Origin of the sequence: Halopseudomonas maritima, from assembly GCF_021545785.1 — a bacterium.
In the GTDB taxonomy this organism is placed as follows: Bacteria; Pseudomonadota; Gammaproteobacteria; order Pseudomonadales; family Pseudomonadaceae; genus Halopseudomonas; species Halopseudomonas maritima.
In genome coordinates this window covers 1,166,291-1,183,855 of record NZ_CP079801.1, presented here as the reverse complement: position 1 = coordinate 1,183,855, position 17,565 = coordinate 1,166,291, and the positions used below count along the sequence as shown (strand labels likewise).

At 62.2% G+C, this 17,565-nt stretch carries 15 protein-coding genes and 1 riboswitch; of the genes, 5 read left to right on the top strand and 10 right to left on the bottom strand.

Going from position 1 to position 17,565, the window contains the following annotated elements:
- Positions 1–10 precede the first annotated feature (10 nt).
- The 6 genes from HV822_RS05425 to HV822_RS05400 all read right to left on the bottom strand — a co-directional run bounded on the left by HV822_RS05425 (position 11) and on the right by HV822_RS05400 (position 8,250).
- Positions 11–649, bottom strand: coding sequence for an urea amidolyase associated protein UAAP2 (locus HV822_RS05425; protein WP_238872736.1), 639 nt, complete (start codon positions 647–649; stop codon positions 11–13).
- Positions 650–660: 11 nt separating this feature from the next.
- Positions 661–1,377: an urea amidolyase associated protein UAAP1 gene (locus HV822_RS05420; RefSeq protein WP_238872735.1), complete on the bottom strand. Its 717-nt coding sequence runs from the start codon at positions 1,375–1,377 to the stop codon at positions 661–663.
- Positions 1,378–1,403: 26 nt separating this feature from the next.
- On the bottom strand, positions 1,404–2,186 hold the full coding sequence (locus HV822_RS05415) for an ABC transporter ATP-binding protein (RefSeq protein WP_238872734.1): 783 nt from the start codon (positions 2,184–2,186) through the stop codon (positions 1,404–1,406).
- Positions 2,186–3,004 (bottom strand): ABC transporter permease, encoded by an 819-nt coding sequence (locus HV822_RS05410; protein ID WP_238872733.1) that lies wholly within the window; start codon positions 3,002–3,004, stop codon positions 2,186–2,188. The genes HV822_RS05415 and HV822_RS05410 overlap by 1 nt, the downstream gene beginning before the upstream one ends.
- A gap of 46 nt (positions 3,005–3,050) precedes the next feature.
- Positions 3,051–4,094 (bottom strand): putative urea ABC transporter substrate-binding protein, encoded by a 1,044-nt coding sequence (locus tag HV822_RS05405; RefSeq protein WP_238872732.1) that lies wholly within the window; start codon positions 4,092–4,094, stop codon positions 3,051–3,053.
- A gap of 53 nt (positions 4,095–4,147) precedes the next feature.
- Positions 4,148–4,248, bottom strand: a riboswitch (guanidine-I (ykkC/yxkD leader).
- A gap of 213 nt (positions 4,249–4,461) precedes the next feature.
- The gene (locus HV822_RS05400; protein ID WP_238872731.1) at positions 4,462–8,250 is read right to left on the bottom strand and encodes a DUF1631 family protein; all 3,789 of its coding nucleotides are present in this window, start codon (positions 8,248–8,250) and stop codon (positions 4,462–4,464) included.
- A 347-nt stretch (positions 8,251–8,597) separates the two neighbouring features.
- On the opposite strand from HV822_RS05400, the gene HV822_RS05395 reads away from it, so the two are divergent.
- The 4 genes from HV822_RS05395 (at position 8,598) to HV822_RS05380 (ending at position 13,193) form a co-directional block, all read left to right on the top strand.
- On the top strand, positions 8,598–9,815 hold the full coding sequence (locus tag HV822_RS05395; RefSeq protein ID WP_238872730.1) for an alginate export family protein: 1,218 nt from the start codon (positions 8,598–8,600) through the stop codon (positions 9,813–9,815).
- Between the two features lie 32 nt (positions 9,816–9,847).
- A complete protein-coding gene (locus HV822_RS05390; RefSeq protein ID WP_238872729.1) occupies positions 9,848–11,230 on the top strand; it encodes an ABC transporter substrate-binding protein in 1,383 nt (460 codons plus the stop codon).
- Between the two features lie 64 nt (positions 11,231–11,294).
- On the top strand, positions 11,295–12,314 hold the full coding sequence (locus HV822_RS05385; protein ID WP_238872728.1) for an ABC transporter permease: 1,020 nt from the start codon (positions 11,295–11,297) through the stop codon (positions 12,312–12,314).
- Between the two features lie 15 nt (positions 12,315–12,329).
- Positions 12,330–13,193 carry an ABC transporter ATP-binding protein gene (locus tag HV822_RS05380; RefSeq protein WP_396265052.1) on the top strand — a complete coding sequence of 288 codons (864 nt, stop codon included), beginning with the start codon at positions 12,330–12,332 and terminating at the stop codon, positions 13,191–13,193.
- 60 nt (positions 13,194–13,253) lie between these two features.
- Here the strand turns inward: HV822_RS05380 and HV822_RS05375 are convergent, their stop codons facing one another.
- Genes HV822_RS05375 through HV822_RS05360 form a run of 4 tightly spaced genes read right to left on the bottom strand, consistent with a single transcriptional unit; the run spans position 13,254 to position 15,706 of the window.
- Positions 13,254–14,003, bottom strand: coding sequence for an energy transducer TonB (locus HV822_RS05375; protein WP_238872727.1), 750 nt, complete (start codon positions 14,001–14,003; stop codon positions 13,254–13,256).
- Entirely contained in the window at positions 14,000–14,428 is a 429-nt protein-coding gene (locus HV822_RS05370) for an ExbD/TolR family protein (protein ID WP_238872726.1), read from the bottom strand. Before HV822_RS05370 ends, HV822_RS05375 begins: the two co-directional genes overlap by 4 nt.
- Positions 14,425–14,820, bottom strand: coding sequence for an ExbD/TolR family protein (locus tag HV822_RS05365; RefSeq protein ID WP_238872725.1), 396 nt, complete (start codon positions 14,818–14,820; stop codon positions 14,425–14,427). The genes HV822_RS05370 and HV822_RS05365 overlap by 4 nt, the downstream gene beginning before the upstream one ends.
- A complete protein-coding gene (locus HV822_RS05360) occupies positions 14,810–15,706 on the bottom strand; it encodes a MotA/TolQ/ExbB proton channel family protein (protein ID WP_238872724.1) in 897 nt (298 codons plus the stop codon). The genes HV822_RS05365 and HV822_RS05360 overlap by 11 nt, the downstream gene beginning before the upstream one ends.
- 518 nt (positions 15,707–16,224) lie before the next feature.
- Between HV822_RS05360 and HV822_RS05355 the strand changes: the two genes are divergently transcribed.
- Positions 16,225–17,388 carry a type III PLP-dependent enzyme gene (locus tag HV822_RS05355; RefSeq protein WP_238872723.1) on the top strand — a complete coding sequence of 388 codons (1,164 nt, stop codon included), beginning with the start codon at positions 16,225–16,227 and terminating at the stop codon, positions 17,386–17,388.
- Positions 17,389–17,565: the final 177 nt, after the last annotated feature.

Below are 17,565 nucleotides of genomic sequence, written 5' to 3'. Positions count from 1 at the left end.
TGCGGCTCCCTCAGTTCCAGACCAGCAACTCAACTGGCGTCGGGTTGTAACCGTTGCACGGGTTGTTCAGCTGCGGGCAGTTGGATATCAGGATCACCACATCCATCAGCGCGGTCAGCTCAACGTACTTGCCGGCGCCGGAAATGCCGTCTTCAAAGGTCAGGCCGCCCTCGGCGGTCACCGGCACGTTCATGAAGAAGTTGATGTTGTGGGTGATGTCGCGCTTGCTGATGCCGTATTGCGGGTTTTCCGCCACCGCCAGCATCCAGCTGTCGCGGCACGAGTGCATGCAGCGCTTTTCCAGGTCGTAGCGCACGGTGTTGCTTTCGCTGGCGCAGGCGCCGCCGAGGGTGTCGTGACGGCCGCAGGTGTCGGCGACGATTTCCAGCATCGGGTTGTTTTCGTTCGAGCGAATCACCGAGCCGGCGGTCAGGTAGACGTTGCCCTGTTCGCGAATGGTGTCGGTGGCGCTGTAGCGCTCGACCGGGTTGGCGGCGCTGAAGAACAGGGTGTCGGCGGCCTGATTGCCTTCCAGATCCAGCAGGCGCAGGGTCTGGCCGGCCTTGACGATGCCGATGTAGTAATCGCCGGCGCCGATGGTGGTGCGCGAGGCGGCGTTTTCGGGGAGCAGGGAGCTGTGCTTGATCATGGTGTCCTCGCTTACTTGCCCAGGTGGTACAGGGCGTTGTTCTGGAAGCCGCGCTGGTTTTCCGGGCGGAAGTTGCGGCAGAAGTCGTCATCGCTCACAGGCGCTGCTTCGCTCAGCTCGATGCGCACCGGCGTGTAGGGGTAGCTCTCGGCGCTGCTGAGCGGGTGCGGGCAGGTATGCAGCAGCACCAGCGTGTCCATCTCAAAGCGCAGGGCGACCTGGCTGCCGGCCTTGCTGTGGCCTGAGACCAGTTGCATGCGGCCTTCGTCGTCGGTGGCGACCTTGCTGAACAGGTTCAGGTTGGCGGCCATGTCGGCGCGGCCCAGGCCGTACTTGGCCAGCTCGACCAGAAAGGCGTCGTAGCCGTTCTGGTGCCATTCGTTGCGGGCGTTCTGGTAGTCGCGTGCGCCCCAGCGTTCGGCCACCTGAGCGGCGTTGCTGTTGCCGCAGACGCTTTCGTGCCAGCCCAGATCGTCTTCGACGATGGAGGCGAAGATGCGGCCCATGTCGGAGTACAGGCAGTTGCCGCGGGTCAGTTTGAAGGTGTGCTGGCACTTGAGGGTGTCTGGTGCGTTGTAGCGCTCCAGCAGGTTTTCCGGGTTGTAGAACAGCATGCCGATGTTGGCATCGCCGGCCAGGTCGGTCAGGCGCATCAGGGTGCCCTTGCGCACGCGCAGCGACCAGTGGCTGGCGCCGGCGATTTCAGTGGTGTAGGTGTTCAGGGTCATCTGCCTTGTCTCCGTGATTCGGTGGCTCAGCTGGCGGCTTCGGCCAGCAGCGGGGCAATGGTTTGTTCGGTGGTTTGCGGCGCAGGCTGCCGGGCGCGGTGGTCGATCGGCAGGTCATAGGTGATGGTGGCCCCAAAGGCTTGCGGTGCGTGCGGGTCGTGTCGCAGCTTGTCGAACACCCACAGGCGGGTGCCGAGGTGAAAGCCTTCCTTGATGTCGTGGGTGACCATGAAGATGGTCAGCTTGTGCTCCTGCCACAGGCGCAGCACCAGCTCGTGCATGTCGGCGCGGATGCCCGGGTCGAGTGCGCCGAAGGGTTCGTCCAGCAGCAGAATGCGCGGCTTGCCGAGCAGCGCCTGGGCAATCGCCAGACGCTGCTTCATGCCGCCGGACAGTTCGTGCGGGTACTTCTTCAGCGCGTGGCCGAGGCCAACTTCCTTGAGAATGGCTTCGGCGTCCTGGCGGGCCTGCTTGCGCTTGCTGCCGAACAGGTAACCGGTCAGCCCGCGCTGGGCAAAGCCGACCGCCGCCATCACGTTTTCCAGCACGGTCATGTGCGGGAACACCGAATACTGCTGGAACACGATGCCGCGATCCGGGCCGGGTTCATCGGCAATCGGCTTGCCGTCGAGCAGCAGCTCGCCGCTGGTGGGGGATTCGGTGCCCAGCAGCATCTTCAAGAAGGTGCTCTTGCCACAGCCGGAGGCGCCGACCAGGGTGACAAACTCGCCCTCCTGCACGGTGACGTTCAGACGCTCAAGCACCACGTTGTCGTCGTAGCGCTTGCCGACGTTCTTGACTTCAATCATCAGTGGGCTCCTTGGGCGTTCCACGGGAACAGGCGGCGCGACAGGGTCGCCAGCAGCCAGTCGAACAGGAACGCCAGCAGGGTGATCCAGGCCACGTACGGCAGGATCACGTCCATCGACATATAGCGGCGGACCAGGAAGATGCGATAACCCAGACCGTCGGTGGCAGCGATGGCTTCGGCGGCGATCAGGAACAGCCAGCCGGCGCCGAGCGACAGGCGCACCGCGTCGATCAGCTTGGGCATCAGCTGCGGCAGCAGCACGCGGACCATGATCTGGCTGGTGTTGGCGCCGAGGGTCTGCGCCTTGACCAGTTGCTCGCTGGGGATTTCCTGGGTGCGGCGCTGCAGGTCGCGGGCAATGAACGGGGTGATGCCGATGGCGATCAGGATCACCTTGGAGGCTTCACCCAGGCCGAACAGAATGAATAGCACCGGCAGAATCGCCAGCGGCGGTATCAGCGACACCACCGTCAGCAGCGGGCTGACCCCGGCGTGTACCAGCGGCAGGGCGCCGGTAAACAGCCCCAGCGCCAGGCCGATGGCGGCAGCGATCAGCACGCCCAGCGCGAGGCGCTTGAGGCTGCTGGCGGTGTCCTGCCAGAACAGGTATTCGCCGGTGCGCTTGCTCGGCTCCAGCGCCATGCGCTCGATAGCAGCGCCCATCTGACTGAAGGCCGGCAGCAGCTTGTCGTTGGCGTTTTCGGCCAGCCGCGCGTCCGAGGCCACCACGTAGAGCAGGAGCAGCAGGGCGAACGGCAGCAGGCCGAGGAACAGCTTACTGGCCGGTGGCGGTGTGAGGTTGATCAGTCGCTTCATGTGCATCCCGCTGGGGCGCGCAGCCGCGCCCGTTTTGGTTCAGGGCTCAGAGCTGGTCGTCGGCAGCCATCTGCATGTAGGTCGGGTCAAAGCGGAATTTCACATTGCCGCTATCGCCGTAGTCACCAGCGGGCATCTGTACGCCGATAAAGCTGGCATCCGGTGCGCCGTCACCCAGCAGGCCGTGGTCGAAGGAGAACTCGGCGACGTACTGCATGGTCTGCTTGAGCTGGGCGCTGTTGGTCAGCTCCAGTGCAGCGGCCGGGGTGTAGAACATCTTGGTGGCGGCGAGCTGGGCTTGGTAACCGGCCAGATCGGTGCCGGAGGCCTCTGCCATGTAGCTGCGGGCGGCAACACCCTCTTCGCTGTCGCTGCTCATGGTGGCCATGATGTCGTACCAGGCGCCGGTCAGCGCCTTGCCCAGTTCCGGGTGGGCGGCCAGGGTGTCGGTGTTGATTACCAGCAGGTCGATGATCTCGCCCGGAATCTGCGCCGAGTTGAACACCACGGTGCTGTTGGGTTGCTGGCTGATTTCGCTCAGCAGCGGGTTCCAGGTGGCGACCGCGGTCACGTCGCTGGTGCTGTAGGCGGCGACTAGGTCGGCGTCAGAGGTGTTGACCACCTGCACATCGGCTTCGCTCAGGCCCACCGAGTCCAGTGCGCGGGCCAGCAGGTAGTGTGACACGCTCAGCTCGACCAGATTGACGTTCTGGCCCTTGATGTCGGCAAGTTGCTCCTTGCCCTTGAGCACGATGCCGTCGTTGCCGTTGGAGAAGTCGCCGACGATCAGCGCGGTGCTGTCCACGCCACCGGCCGCCGGAATGGTCAGCGCGTCCATGTTGGTCATGGTGCAGGCGTCAAACTCGCCGGCGGTGTACTGGTTGATGGACTCGATGTAGTCGTTGATTTGTACGACTTCAATATCGATGCCGTACTTGTCGGCCCACTTCTTGACGATGCCTTGCTCGGCGCCGTAGGCCCAGGGCATCCAGCCAACGTAGATAGACCAGCAGAGCTTGAAACTGTCCTGCGCCTGGGCGCCGGAGGACAGCAGCAGGGAGCTAAGTAGCAGGGCGGAGAATTTTTTCATCGGAAACCTCTCAGTCAATGTCACGTGGAGCACTCCTGGCAGTGTTGCCAATCGTCTCCCGGGCTTTTATCCCGCCGTGTAACCTTTGTCTGAAAGGTCGAGTGCTCTCGGACCAGTCGCTGCGTTGGCAGCCGGAACCCTAGCGCTCTATTTGCAAGTTGTGTGTTACGCCGTCTGTTGGAGTGCGAACACCTGAACTGCAAGCAAGGTGCGGGCCAATAGGGGCGAAGGCCCTGGCCGCGGGGCTTTGCGCGGCATGGGCGCTGGCGGCGGTGGGTCCCTGTGCTGCAGCATGGTGCAGCACAGGGTGCTTGAGTGCTTTATTTTGGGGCGTATTGGGCGCGCAGGCTGTCGTCGCCGTAGAGGCTCAGCGTGGGCGCAGGTCCAGTGCGTCGAGCATCAGCGGCTGGCCAAACAGGTAGCCCTGGGCATAATCCACCCCCAGTTCGGTGACCGTATTGAGGGTCGGCTGGTTGCCAACGTACTCGGCGATCACCTTCTTGTGCAGGTAGTGCCCCATCTCGGTGATCGACTTGACCAGGGCGTAGTCGACATCGCTGTTGTTGATATCGCGCACAAAGTTGCCATCGATCTTGATGAAGTCGACCGGCAGCTGCTTGAGGTAGGAGTAGGAGGATTGGCCAACGCCAAAGTCATCCAGCGAAAAGCGACAGCCAATGCCGCGCATTTCGCGGATAAAGTCGGCGGCGTCTTCGAGGTTGGTGATGGCCACGGTTTCGGTGATCTCGAACACCAGCTTGTCGCGCGGCACCGGGTAGCGCACCAGTGCGTCAAAGATGAAGTCCAGAAAGGTCTCATCGTTCAGGCTCTGGCCCGACAGATTGACTGAAAAGCCGCCGAACAACGGGAGCTGATCGGCGTTGTGGTACATCCATAGCAGTACATGCTCGATGACCCAGCGATCCACTGCTGCCATACGGTTGTATTCTTCTGCCACCCTGATGAACTCCGCCGGCGGCATCGCTTCGCCCTGATCGTCCAGCACGCTGAGCAGCACTTCGTAGTGGGGCAGGGCGCCGTTGCTGGCATTGATCGGGGTGATTTGCTGGCAGCGCAACGCCAGATTGTCGTTGTCCAGCGCGCGGTTGATGCGCGTGACCCAGGCCATGACCTCGTCCAGCCGTTCCAGTTGACGGTCGCCAGGGCGCACCACAAGTACATCCTTGTAGCCCTTTTTCTTGGAGAGGCTGGCAGCCGCCTCCACCGAACGCAGGCGTTCCATGACTTTGCTGCTGCCGCGCTCCAGGCCAGCCAGTGCCAGCGCCGTGTTGATGACGAAGCTATGGCCCTCATAGTGAAAACGGGCCTCTTCGATCATGCCCTTGAGCTGGCGTGCGCTGTTGTAGCCCAGGGTTTCGGCATCCTCATCCAGTAACAGTGCAAACTGGTCAGCGCCCAGGCGGCCGACCAGGGTATCCGGTGGCAGGAAGTTGGCCAGGCGGCGCGACAACTCGGTGAGAAACTGGTCGCCAGCGTCATAACCGCAGGCGTTGTTGATTATCTTGAATTGCAGCACGTCGATAAACAGCAGGCTGTAGCCGGGGTGCTCTTCTTCAGTGGGGCTGGCGACCTGTTGTGCCAGCGCGCGGCAAAACGCCTTGCGCGTCAGGAAGCCGGTTAGCGGGTCGTGGCAGGAGTCGAATGCCAGTTTGTCGTAAACCTTCTGTACCAACGCGTCCAAGCCCTGCTCGACCGCCGGTAGCGCAGCGTCGCTGAGCTGGCTCAGGCGGCCGTCACGCAACGCCAGCGCCACCTGCTCCAGGCCAAGTTCCAGACTGCGGGTGCCCTGATGGTTGGCGAACACATACAGCCCGTTGTCGTCGGCGACCCAGACTAGTTGCAGCAGGGCAGTGGGGTGGCCTTGCTCGCTGTATTGAAACCACTGGTTGGCGTGCAGCGCACGCGCACGGCGTACCCAGCGTTGCAAGGCCGGGGCCGGACTGATGGCCGGCGGCTGGTCGCCCGCTGGCAATGGGGGCAATTCAACCTGCGTCAGCGCTACGCCCGCCGGATCGCAGGCCAGCAGATTGGCGACCTGTTTGATTTGCTGCTGCGGGCTGAAGTGCAGGGTCGGAATCTTGTCCAGCCCCTTCTCGACCAGTTGCAGCAGCTCATCATCTGCCAATTCGCGCTCCAGCGCCGCCAAATGCTGCGGGTCGCGGTTGGCAGCCAGTTGTTCGATGACCTGCAGTGTCATCGCCCAGCTGCGGCTGGCCACCCCTTCGCGCAGGTAGCAGAGCAGCAGCAGGCTGCGCCAGCCGTGTTCCAGCAGGTCGGGTACCGCCTGCGGCACCGGCTTGGCGAGGATACGACTCAGCTCCTGATGAATCTGGCGATTGGCGTGGCGCATGCGCTGGCGGCCGTCGCAGCTCTGGCGCAGGCGTAGCAGGCTGCGCTCGATCAGTCGTTTCTCGCGACTGACCAGGTGGTCGAGCCGTGCCAGCCCCTGGCTGAAACCGTCGTTGCTGGAGGGCTCGCCTAGAATGCCGTGAATGGCCTCCAGAATTACCGGGGTGTTGGCGGCCAGGTTGCTACTGCCGCGATCGGCCAGCAGGGCGATATGGTTGAGCGCCTGGCGCGCAGGGTGGCTGTCTTCGGCAAACAGGTCGGGGTTGTCCAGCAGGCTGCGCAGCAGTGGTATCTGAAGCGCGCGGAAGGCACCGCTCAGCTCGCTGCCAATGCGCTCGCCCTGCATGATGCTGTCGAACAGGCTCTCCACGGTGTCGGCTGCATCCTGCTCCTGCTCAGACAGTGGCTTGCCGATGCCCTTGGCCTGTTGCAGTACCTGACGCAGCCCGCCGCTGCGCTGTAGGCGCTCGGCGTCGGTGAGTGCGTATTGCTGCAGTTCGGCAAGCTGCTCAAGGGTGGCCTGCTGCTGCGCAGGCGAGGGTACGCTGCCCGGACGTTGACCCTGGGCCTGGCGGCGCAGCGCCATGAGCTGGCTGGCGGTGCCATACGCGGTTGCCGCATTGTTGCCTCGTTTGGGCGGTGTGGGGGCGCCGCTTGGCTTGGCGTCAGCTACGGTCTCCGGCGGTGCGATGGCGGACACGCTAGCTGCGCTGGCTACGGCGGGCGTGGCGGCGGGCGCAGCCGGTGGTCTGGCCTGCTCGGTCAGATACCGGGTGACATCAATGTTGGGCAGGATGTCGGCGTCGATGAACAGCTGATTGAGCTGTCGGTAGAGCTGCTCCAGGCTACTCAGGACGGTTTGCTGCAACACCGCGTAAATGACGTCCAGTTGCGGGTTGCCCAGGCCCAGATGACGAATCTGGTCAAAGAAACCATTGCACAGGGCGGCGGGCGAAAAGGGATTCAGGTTGCGTCTTCCGCCTGGCCGGCCAAAGGCCGCGTCCAGCCGAATCTGCAGTTCGATCAGCTCGTTGCGCAGGCGCAGCTCGAGGCGCGAGACAATCACCCTGATCAGCAGCCAGTCTTCAAAGTCGTTCTTGGTGACCAGTGCCAGTGGTGCACTCTGCTGCATATCGGCCGGCGTATCGGGGGGCTCGCCGCGGCTGTGCGCCATCGCGTTGCTGACCAGGCTGCGACTCAGCGCGGTGAAAACCTGCTGGCGCGCTTGGCGCAGGTGCCGCTGGGCGATCAGAAAGCGCTGCTGCGCTTCGCTTTGCAGCTGTTTGTCTGCTGCGGCCAGCAGGCCGTGATCCAGTTGGTTGCAAAAGCTGGGGTAGTGCTGGAGCAGGTACTGATGGACGCGGCTGCAGGCCGCTTGCATCAGGTGCTGCTTCTGGCGTGGTGCCAGCGGCGACGAGGTGCCAGGCACGGCACCGGAGGCTGCCTGCTGGGCAGACTGGGCGGCGGCCAGGTGCTGCAGCACGCGGAAGATCGCCGGATCCGGCTGGCGCAAGCTGAGGCCCAGGATGGTTTGGCCGATGTGCATCAGGTTGACCGGCAGATGCAGCGGCTGGCGGCCCTGCTGAACGCTGACCGTGGCATGACCGTGCAGCCCGGGGAAGCCTGCCAGTTGCCGCACGCTGGCCGCGCCGTCGGCGCCGATAAAGGACAATTGCAGGCCGCCCTGGCTGTATTCGCTGATCACGCAGCGATAGCGATCGGTACCCGTGACAGCCAGCACCGCGTCGATGTGGCAGACGTGGCGCGGGTATTTGCGTTGTTCCATGGTCCTGGCTCGACGTAACCGCGCTTGGGCAAGCGCTTCCCTGTGTGTCCCAGTGTAAGTACTGCGTGCGTAAAAGTCTGCCCGCATACAGTGCGCAAAAGTTGATCAGTGCACCCGCGCCCATCAGGACTCACCCAGGAGATACTCCTGGTTTTTGGCTTGTTGTTAATGAAAACAAAGGTTTGCGGCTATTGGCACAAGCCTTGCGTTTACTCCGCTGTCAGCGCGCCCAATGGCGGGCAGCTGATAACAATTTTTCGGGCAAAGGCGTCCACCAACAGGTCTGCTTGCAGCGGCCATGTTAGTGGGCGCCTTTTTTTGTGCGCATTTTTTGGGGAGGGGCGGGCATGCAGCAGCAAAAAGGGATGTGGTTGGCCGTTGGCGGCGGCGCGCTGATGCTGGCAATGGCCAGTGCGCCGGCTCAGGCCGAGGTTAGCTCGCTGTCTGAGGCGGTCAGTGAGGGCAAGGTGGGGCTGGATTTTCGCTATCGCTACGAATACGTCGATCAGGACGGTATTGAGCGCAGCGCTGATGCCTCCACGCTGCGCAGCCGAATCAACTTTGGTACCGCGGCCTGGCAGGGTGTAAGCGCCTTTATCGAGGTGGATGATGTCACCGTGATCGGCAGTGAGCGTTACAACAACGCCACCGGTCTGCCCAGTGCCGATACCCGTTACCCGGTGGTCGCTGACCCGGACGGCACCGAAGTGAACCAGGCCTGGCTGAGCTACGGTGGGCTCGCTGACACCAGTCTGACGTTTGGCCGTCAACGCATCATCTACGACAACGCCCGCTTTATCGGCAACGTTGGCTGGCGTCAGAACGAGCAGACCTACGACGGCTTCAGCCTGAGCAACAGCAGCCTGAGTGATACCACGCTCAACTACGCCTACGTGTACAACGTCAACCGCATCTTTGGCGAAGACTCACCCAACGCTGATCTGGATACCCGGGCGCATTTCGTCAATCTCGCCTATGACGGCTTTGCCACTTCACGTCTGGTTGGCTACGGCTACTTCCTCGACCTGCAGGACGCGCCGGCGGCCTCCAACAAAACCCTGGGCCTGCGCCTGACCGGCGCGCCGACGGTCGCCGCCGACCTGGGCCTGAGCTACGTGCTGGAGTACGCGCGGCAAAGTGATTATGCGGACGGCGGCAACATCGGCGCCGATTACTGGCTGGGTGAGCTGGGGATCAAGCTGGGTGGCTGGCAGCTGACGGGTGGCTACGAGCTGCTGGGCGCCGACGATTCTGCCTTCAGCACCCCGCTGGCCACCGGGCATGCCTTCAACGGCTGGGCTGACAAGTTTCTCGCCACCCCGGCAGAGGGTCTGGAAGACCGTTACCTGCGCCTGGATGGCAGCCTCGCCGGCTTCAAGCTGAGCGCCCGCTATCACGACTTTTCCGCCGACCGCGGCAGTGCTGAGTACGGCAGCGAAATAGATCTGCAGGCCGCTCGCAGCGTTGGCGATGTGACGCTGCTGGCCAAGTACGCCAGCTACCGCGCCGACGACTTTGCAACCGATACCGACAAGCTCTGGCTGATGGCGCAAGTCGCCTTCTAAAAACCTTTCGATGACTGTTGAGGAATAGCACCATGAGTCTACGCAAACGTCTTTCACGCACTGCCGGTCTTTCCCTGGCCCTGTCACTGGCTGTCGGCAGCCTGCTGCCGCTATCGGTGCAGGCGGTCGAGGATCTGGAGAAGGAAGACCTGAAATTCGGCTTTATCAAGCTAACCGACATGGCCCCGCTGGCTATCGCCTACGAAAAGGGCTTTTTCGAGGACGAGGGGCTGTATGTCAGCCTCGAAGCGCAGGCCAACTGGAAGGTGTTGCTGGATCGGGTCATCGACGGCGAGCTGGATGGCGCGCACATGCTGGCCGGCCAGCCGCTGGGCGCGACCATTGGCTTCGGCACCCAGGCGGACATCATTACCGCCTTCTCCATGGACCTGAACGGCAACGGCATCACCGTTTCCAACGATGTTTGGGCGCAGATGAAAAAACACATCCCGCTGGATGCCGACGGCAAACCCCAGCACCCGATCAGCGCCGCGGCACTCAAACCGGTGATCGAGCAGTACCGCGCGGACGGCAAGCCGTTCAATATGGGCATGGTATTTCCGGTATCCACCCACAACTACGAGCTGCGCTACTGGCTGGCGGCCGGCGGTATCCACCCCGGCTACTACGCGCCGCACAAGGGCGATACCTCGGGGCAGATCGACGCCCAGGCGTTGCTGTCGGTCACGCCGCCGCCGCAGATGCCCGCGACCCTGGAAGCCGGCACCATCTACGGCTACTGCGTGGGTGAGCCCTGGAACCAGCAGGCGGTGTTCAAGGGTATTGGCGTGCCGGTGATCACCGACTATGAAATCTGGAAGAACAACCCGGAGAAGGTGTTTGGTGTCAGCCAGGCGTGGGCGGATGAAAACCCCAACACCCACATCGCGGTGGTCAAGGCGCTGATCCGCGCTGCGGCCTGGCTGGATGCCGACAACAACGCCAACCGTGGCGAAGCGGTGGAGATTCTGTCGCAACCGGCCTATGTGGGCGCCGACGCCGAGGTGATTGCCAACTCGATGACCGGCACCTTTGAGTACGAGAAGGGTGACGTGCGCCAAGTGCCCGACTTCAATGTGTTCTTCCGCTACAACGCGACCTATCCCTACTACTCCGACGCCATCTGGTATCTGACGCAGATGCGCCGCTGGGGGCAGATTGGTCAGGCGCAGCCGGACAGCTGGTACATGGATGTCGCCAAAAAAGTCTACCGCCCGGACATCTACGCCCAGGCCGCGCAGGAGCTGATTGACGAAGGCACGCTGCCGGCGGAGGCCTTCCCCGACTTTGCCAGCGAGACCGGTTTCAAGCCGGTGACCAGCGAGTTCATCGATGGCGTGAGTTACGACGGTAGCCAGCCCAACGCCTATCTGCAGCAGTTCGAGATTGGCCTGAAGGGCGACACCCAACTGTAACCCCAACTGCGTCCCGGCGCTGGCGGTCGGGACATCCATCCCGTGATGGCGGAGGTAAGAGGCTATGAGCAACAAGCTGATCAACTATCTGGAAACCGCTGGCCTGAACTGGGCCGTGCCCGTGGTGCGGCTGTGCCGTGGCGAGGATGCCCGCGAGCAGGCCAACGAACTCTTTACCAAGGTCGGCCTGCCGCTGATCGCCGTATTGGTATTTCTGCTGGTCTGGTCGATTGGCGCATCCCAGGTCAATACCAGCCTGGGCGAGCTGCCAGGCCCGGCGGCGGTCTGGCAGCAGGCGGGTAACCTGTATGAAGAGCATCAGGTGCAGCGCGAGAAGGCCGAGGCCTTCTATCAGCGCCAGGAAGAGCGCAACGCTGCCAAGCTGGAGCGCGACCCGAACGCCGAGGTGCGCATTCGTGATTACACCGGCAAACCCACCTTTATCGATCAAATTGCCACCAGCTTGCTGACGGTGTTCACCGGCTTTCTGCTGGCCAGCCTGATTGCCATTCCGGTCGGCGTGGCCTGTGGCCTGAGCCCAAAACTGTACGGCGCCATCAGCCCGCTGGTGCAGATATTCAAACCGGTGTCGCCGCTGGCCTGGTTGCCGATTGTCACCATGGTGGTCAGTGCGGTGTACATCTCCGATGACCCGCTGTTTCAGAAATCCTTTATCACCTCGGCGGTCACCGTGACCCTGTGCTCGCTCTGGCCCACGCTGATCAACACCGCGGTGGCGGTGGCCTCTATCGATAAGGATTGGATCAACGTTGGTCGGGTGATTCGTCTGAATTGGCGCACCCAGGTTTTCAAGATTGCCATTCCGGCCGCCTTGCCGATGATTTTCACCGGCCTGCGGCTGTCGCTCGGTGTCGGCTGGATGGTGTTGATCGCCGCCGAGATGCTGGCGCAGAACCCGGGGCTCGGCAAGTTTGTCTGGGACGAGTTTCAGAACGGCAGTTCCGATTCGCTCGGTCGCATCATGGTCGCGGTTATCACCATCGGCATCATCGGCTTTCTGCTCGACTGGCTGATGGTCACGCTGCAGAGCTTGCTGTCCCACCAAAAGCCCGCCGGCCACTGAACAGGAGAGAACCCCATGTCTGTTATCGCCATGCGCAAAGACCAGCCCGAAGTGCCTGTTGAGGCGGGTAGCGAAGCCCCCAGCCGTCCGCGTGCCTTTCTCGACCTATCGGGCGTGTCTATCGATTTTCCGACGCGCAAGGGCCCGTTCCGTGCCCTTAACAACGTCAATTTGAAGATTGCCAAGGGCGAGTTTGTGTCCATCATTGGGCACTCCGGTTGCGGCAAGTCGACGGTGCTGAATATCGTCGCCGGCCTCTATCAGGCCACCGAGGGCGGTGCCATTCTCAGTGGCAGAGAAGTCAACGAGCCCGGCCCCGAGCGCGCAGTGGTGTTTCAGAACCATGCGCTGCTGCCCTGGCTGACCTGTTATCAGAATGTTGAGCTGGCAGTGAAAACGGTGTTCAAGGGCCGTAAGAGCAAACGGGAAATGCGCGATTGGATCGAGCACAACCTGAAACTGGTGCACATGGATCATGCGATCCACAAATATCCCGCCGAGATTTCCGGTGGGATGAAGCAACGGGTAGGGATAGCAAGGGCGTTGGCAATGGAGCCCTCGGTGCTGCTCATGGACGAGCCCTTTGGGGCACTGGATGCCCTGACCCGCGCCCACCTGCAGGATTCGGTGATGGAGATTCAGGCGGACCTGAACAATACCGTGATCATGGTGACCCACGACGTGGATGAGGCGGTGCTGCTGTCGGACAAGATCGTGATGATGACCAACGGCCCGGCGGCGACCGTCGGCGAGGTGCTGGACGTAGACCTGGCGCGTCCGCGTGACCGGTTGGCACTGGCCAGCGACGAGCGTTACAACCACTTCCGCTCACAGGTGTTGAGCTTCCTCTACGAACGCCAGCGGCGGCCAGCGGAGTAACGGCTGCGCCCGGAAACAACAAAGGGCCCATGTGGACCCTTTGTTGTTGCAGCGCTGCGGTCAGCGACCGTTGACCACCTCAAAGTTGACCGGGATGGTCAGCGCCAGTTGCTGCTCGGGCATGTCATCCGGGAAGGGCGGGAAGGGCGAAGCCTTCTCCAGCATCTGGATGACCGCGCGGTCCAGACGGGCATAGCCGGAGCTGCTCTTGATCTCGGCACCGGTGACGCTGCCGTCGCGGTGGATCACAAAGCTCAGGGTGGCGATGCCTTCTTCCCGGCGGCGGCGCGAGGCCTGCGGGTAGCGCTTGTGGCGCGCCAGTTGGGCCGCAATCTTCGACTTGTAGTCGGTGGATGCTCCACTGGCACCGCCGGTGGTCGGCGCGTTGCCAACACCGCTGGAGCGGCTGAGCTGAGCACGATTGTCCGACTGGCCCGGCTCGGCCTGGTCGTTGGTGGTCGGTTGCTCGGGTGCCGGCTCGGGCTGCACTTCTTCTTCGCGCGGCGGCTCGGGCTTGGGTTTGGGTTTCTCACGCACCTGCGCCTGTGCCTGCTGGCGCGGCGGCTCCGGCGGTGGCGGAGGAGGTGGCGGCGGTGGCGGCGTCGGCTTGGGCGGCGCGACCTCTTCCGGTTGCTCGGTCTCCTCGGCCTCGCCCAGATCGCCCAGCATGCCCAGGTCGATCTCGACACCCAGTACGCCTTCGGCGGCAGCAGTGGCTGCCGGCGGATTGAAGGTGATGTAGGCAAACACGCCCAGGTGCAGCGCCAAGGCAATGGTCAGCGCAATGACCCAGTGTTGCGGACGAATCATTGTTGCTCCTCACCAGGCTGAGTCAGCAGGGTGATGCGGCGGAAGCCAGCGGCCTTGATACGCTGCATCAGAGCTTGCAGCGCTTCAACCGGCACGTCGCCGTCAGCCTTGATCGCCAGGCTGAAGTTGTCCGGGTTCTCGACCTGCTCGAAGGCGGCAATGAGTGGGGCGTCCAGATCATCCAACGCAATCTGCTCGCCGTTCAGCCACAGTTGTTTCTCGGCGTCGAGCAAGATCTGCAGCGCCTCGTCATCGACGTAAGCCTCGCTGATAGACTCGGGCGGGGAGATAAAGGTGGCGTCAGACTTGCTGATCTGGCCGGCCACCATAAAGAAGATCAGCATCAGGAACACGATGTTGATCAGCGGAATCAACTGATCATCACCGTTGTCCTTGCGATGGGTATTTTCGGCAACCAGTTTCACGGCAACACTCCGGTCATGGATACCTTCTGGGCGCCTGCGCGGTGCAGTTGATCCAGCAGGCGCACCAGCGTCTGGGTCTTGACCTCGGGCGCCGCCTCAACCGCGTACACCGCATCAGGGGCGGCGGCGACCAGCGTGCGCAGGCCATCGAGGTCTTTCAGCTGGTAGGTCTTGCCGTCGTGGGTTACCCGCCCGGCGTCAGACTCCACCCGCACGACTTCAATCTCATCGGGCTTGTTCTCGGTCTGGTTGGCTGAGGACAGCGAGATCTGCCGCCAGTGCGTGAAATTGGACGAAAGCATGAAGAACAGCAGCAGAATGAACACCACATCAATCAGAGGTGTCAGGCTGATGCCGCGCCGCTTCTTGCCCGGGAAGGCCTCAAGCTGCATTGACCACCTTCCCGCTCGCGTTGGCCTGCGACTTGGGTTGGTGGGTAAAGACCTGGGTGACCGCGTCGTTGATACTGGCCGCAACGCGTTCAACACGGCGCTCCAGCCAGCTGTGTACGGCAACGGTCGGGATGGCCACGGCCAGACCCACGGCGGTGGTCAGCAGGGCTTGCCAGATACCGCCCGACAGCACTGACGGATCAACGCGGCTGCCAGCCGCTTCCATGTTCTGGAAAGCCACGATCATGCCCAGTACGGTACCCAGCAGACCCAGTAGCGGTGCCAGGTTGGCGATCACTTCCAGTGGGCGCAGCAGCATTTTCAGATGATTGAGACGGAGGGTAGCAACGCGCTCTAGCTCTTCGCGCAGCAGCGTCAGGTCGGTACCGCTACGCTTGCCGCGCATGGCCAGCAGCAGCACGGACGGAACGGTTTGGCGGGTATTGAGCTGGGCAATGGCGTCATCGGTTTGACCCTGATGCCAGAGCGCCAGGCTGCGACGCACGGCGCGGCTGCCTTCCGGTGCCGGCACATAGAATTGCCACAGCTTGATCAGCAGGATGGTCAGGGCCACCACCGACATGCCCAGCAGAATCCAGACCACCGGACCACCCACAATCAGCCAGTCTTGCAGGGTCTCAGCCATCGAGCGGGCTGTCTCGGCATTGTCAACTGCCCCAGCGATACTAGGGTCCAGGGGGGCGCCGGTCAGCGGATCGACGGCGTTGGCCAGATCGGTCGCTGCGCCCTCAGGTAGGCCGCCCTCGGCGCCTGGAGTGACTTGAGGCGCCGCATCGGTTGGAGTCTGGGAAACGTCTGCCGTGGAAGTTTGAGCGGTGGCAGAGGTGGTTTCGGTAGCGTCTGGAGCGGCGGCTTCGGTGGTCACAATGGCCTCCAAGAGGGAAAATTAAGGCGCAAATGATAGGGGTTCTCATTTCATGGTGCAAGCACTTGTGACCGCATGTTGCCAGCCAAACGCTTGAACTGACCAACGGAGTCAACAGATAAATACGCGCCCCAGAGGGCATGCGGAATTAATCAGTGCTTCCCTATTGACCGCCAGATCGCTTGGTCTTAAGGTTCGCTCCGAACGTTGAGGCTGGCACGATCCATACGGCTCAAGTACTGACGACGAGACAGCAAGACCGCCTATATAAGGATGGACTTATTGCTTTCGGCGCACGCCTTGGGAAGTAGGCGAACCAAAGTGGGGATACTGATCAGACGTTCGCACCCCCGGGTTGTGTGTTGGCTGAAAGCGTTCAGAGTCGCTTCCGTCGGAAGGCGTACTGCAGGTTCCTGCTCATGCGAGCGGGGCGTGCGTGCACCTCTGCCCTGCATATCTGATCCTCTCTCGTCCCCACACGGTCCGTTACCAGAACTGAACGCTTTGGAGCCGACGCCATGTCCATCAAACTGGAAGATTATTTCGATCGCGACACTTTCGGTCGCATCAAGGCCTGTGCTGACCAGCACGAAACCCCCTTTCTCGTCGTTGACCTGAAAACCATTGACCGCGCTTTTGATGAGCTGGTCGAGGGCTTTCCCTTTGCCAAGGTCTACTACGCGGTTAAGGCCAACCCGGCCAACGAAGTACTTGAGCTGCTAAAAAACAAGGGCTCCAACTTCGACATCGCCTCTATCTATGAGCTGGAGAAGGTGCTGGCGCTGGGCGTCAAACCCGAACAGATCAGCTTTGGCAACACCATCAAGAAGGCACGCCACATCCGCGCCTTCTATGAAAAGGGTGTGCGCCTGTACGCTACTGATTCCGAGGCTGACCTGCGTAACATCGCCAAGGCTGCCCCTGGTTCCAAGGTGTATGTGCGCATCCTGACCGAGGGCTCGACCACGGCCGACTGGCCGCTGTCGCGCAAGTTCGGCTGCCAGACCGACATGGCCATGGACCTGCTGGTACTGGCCAAGGAGCTGGGCCTTGAGCCCTACGGTATCTCCTTCCACGTGGGCTCGCAGCAGCGCGACATCGGCGCCTGGGATGCAGCGATTGCCAAGGTGAAGGTGATTTTCGAGCGTCTGAAAGAAGAAGACGGCATCACCCTGAAGATGATCAACATGGGCGGCGGCTTCCCGGCCAACTACATCACCAAGACCAACACCCTGCAGACCTACGCGGAAGAAATCACCCGCTTCCTGCAGGAAGACTTTGGTGACGAGCTGCCGGAAATCATCCTCGAGCCGGGCCGTTCGCTGATCGCCAACGCCGGTATTCTGGTCAGTGAAGTGGTGCTGGTGTCGCGCAAGTCGCACACCGCACTGGAGCGCTGGGTGTACACCGATGTGGGCAAGTTCTCCGGCCTGATCGAAACCATGGACGAATCCATCAAGTTCCCGCTGTGGACCGAAAAGCAGGGCGAACTGGAAGAAGCCGTGATCGCCGGCCCGACCTGCGACAGCGCCGACATCATGTACGAGCACTACAAATACGGCCTGCCGCTGAACCTGGCCATCGGCGACCGCCTGTACTGGCTCTCTACCGGCGCCTACACCACCAGCTACAGCGCCATCGAGTTCAACGGCTTCCCGCCGCTGGAAGCGTTTTACGTCTAAAGCGCGTAGCGCTGTAGACAGCCGCAAGCTGTAAGCTTCAAGCTGCAAGAGAAAACCCCGCGTCGGTAATGGCGCGGGGTTTTTTGTCTGTGGGGCATAGATCGCAGTTTCAATATGCCATCAGCTGGAGTGGCCGGTAGCGGGTCACTGGCGGCTCTTGGGTTTGTTACAGTCCGG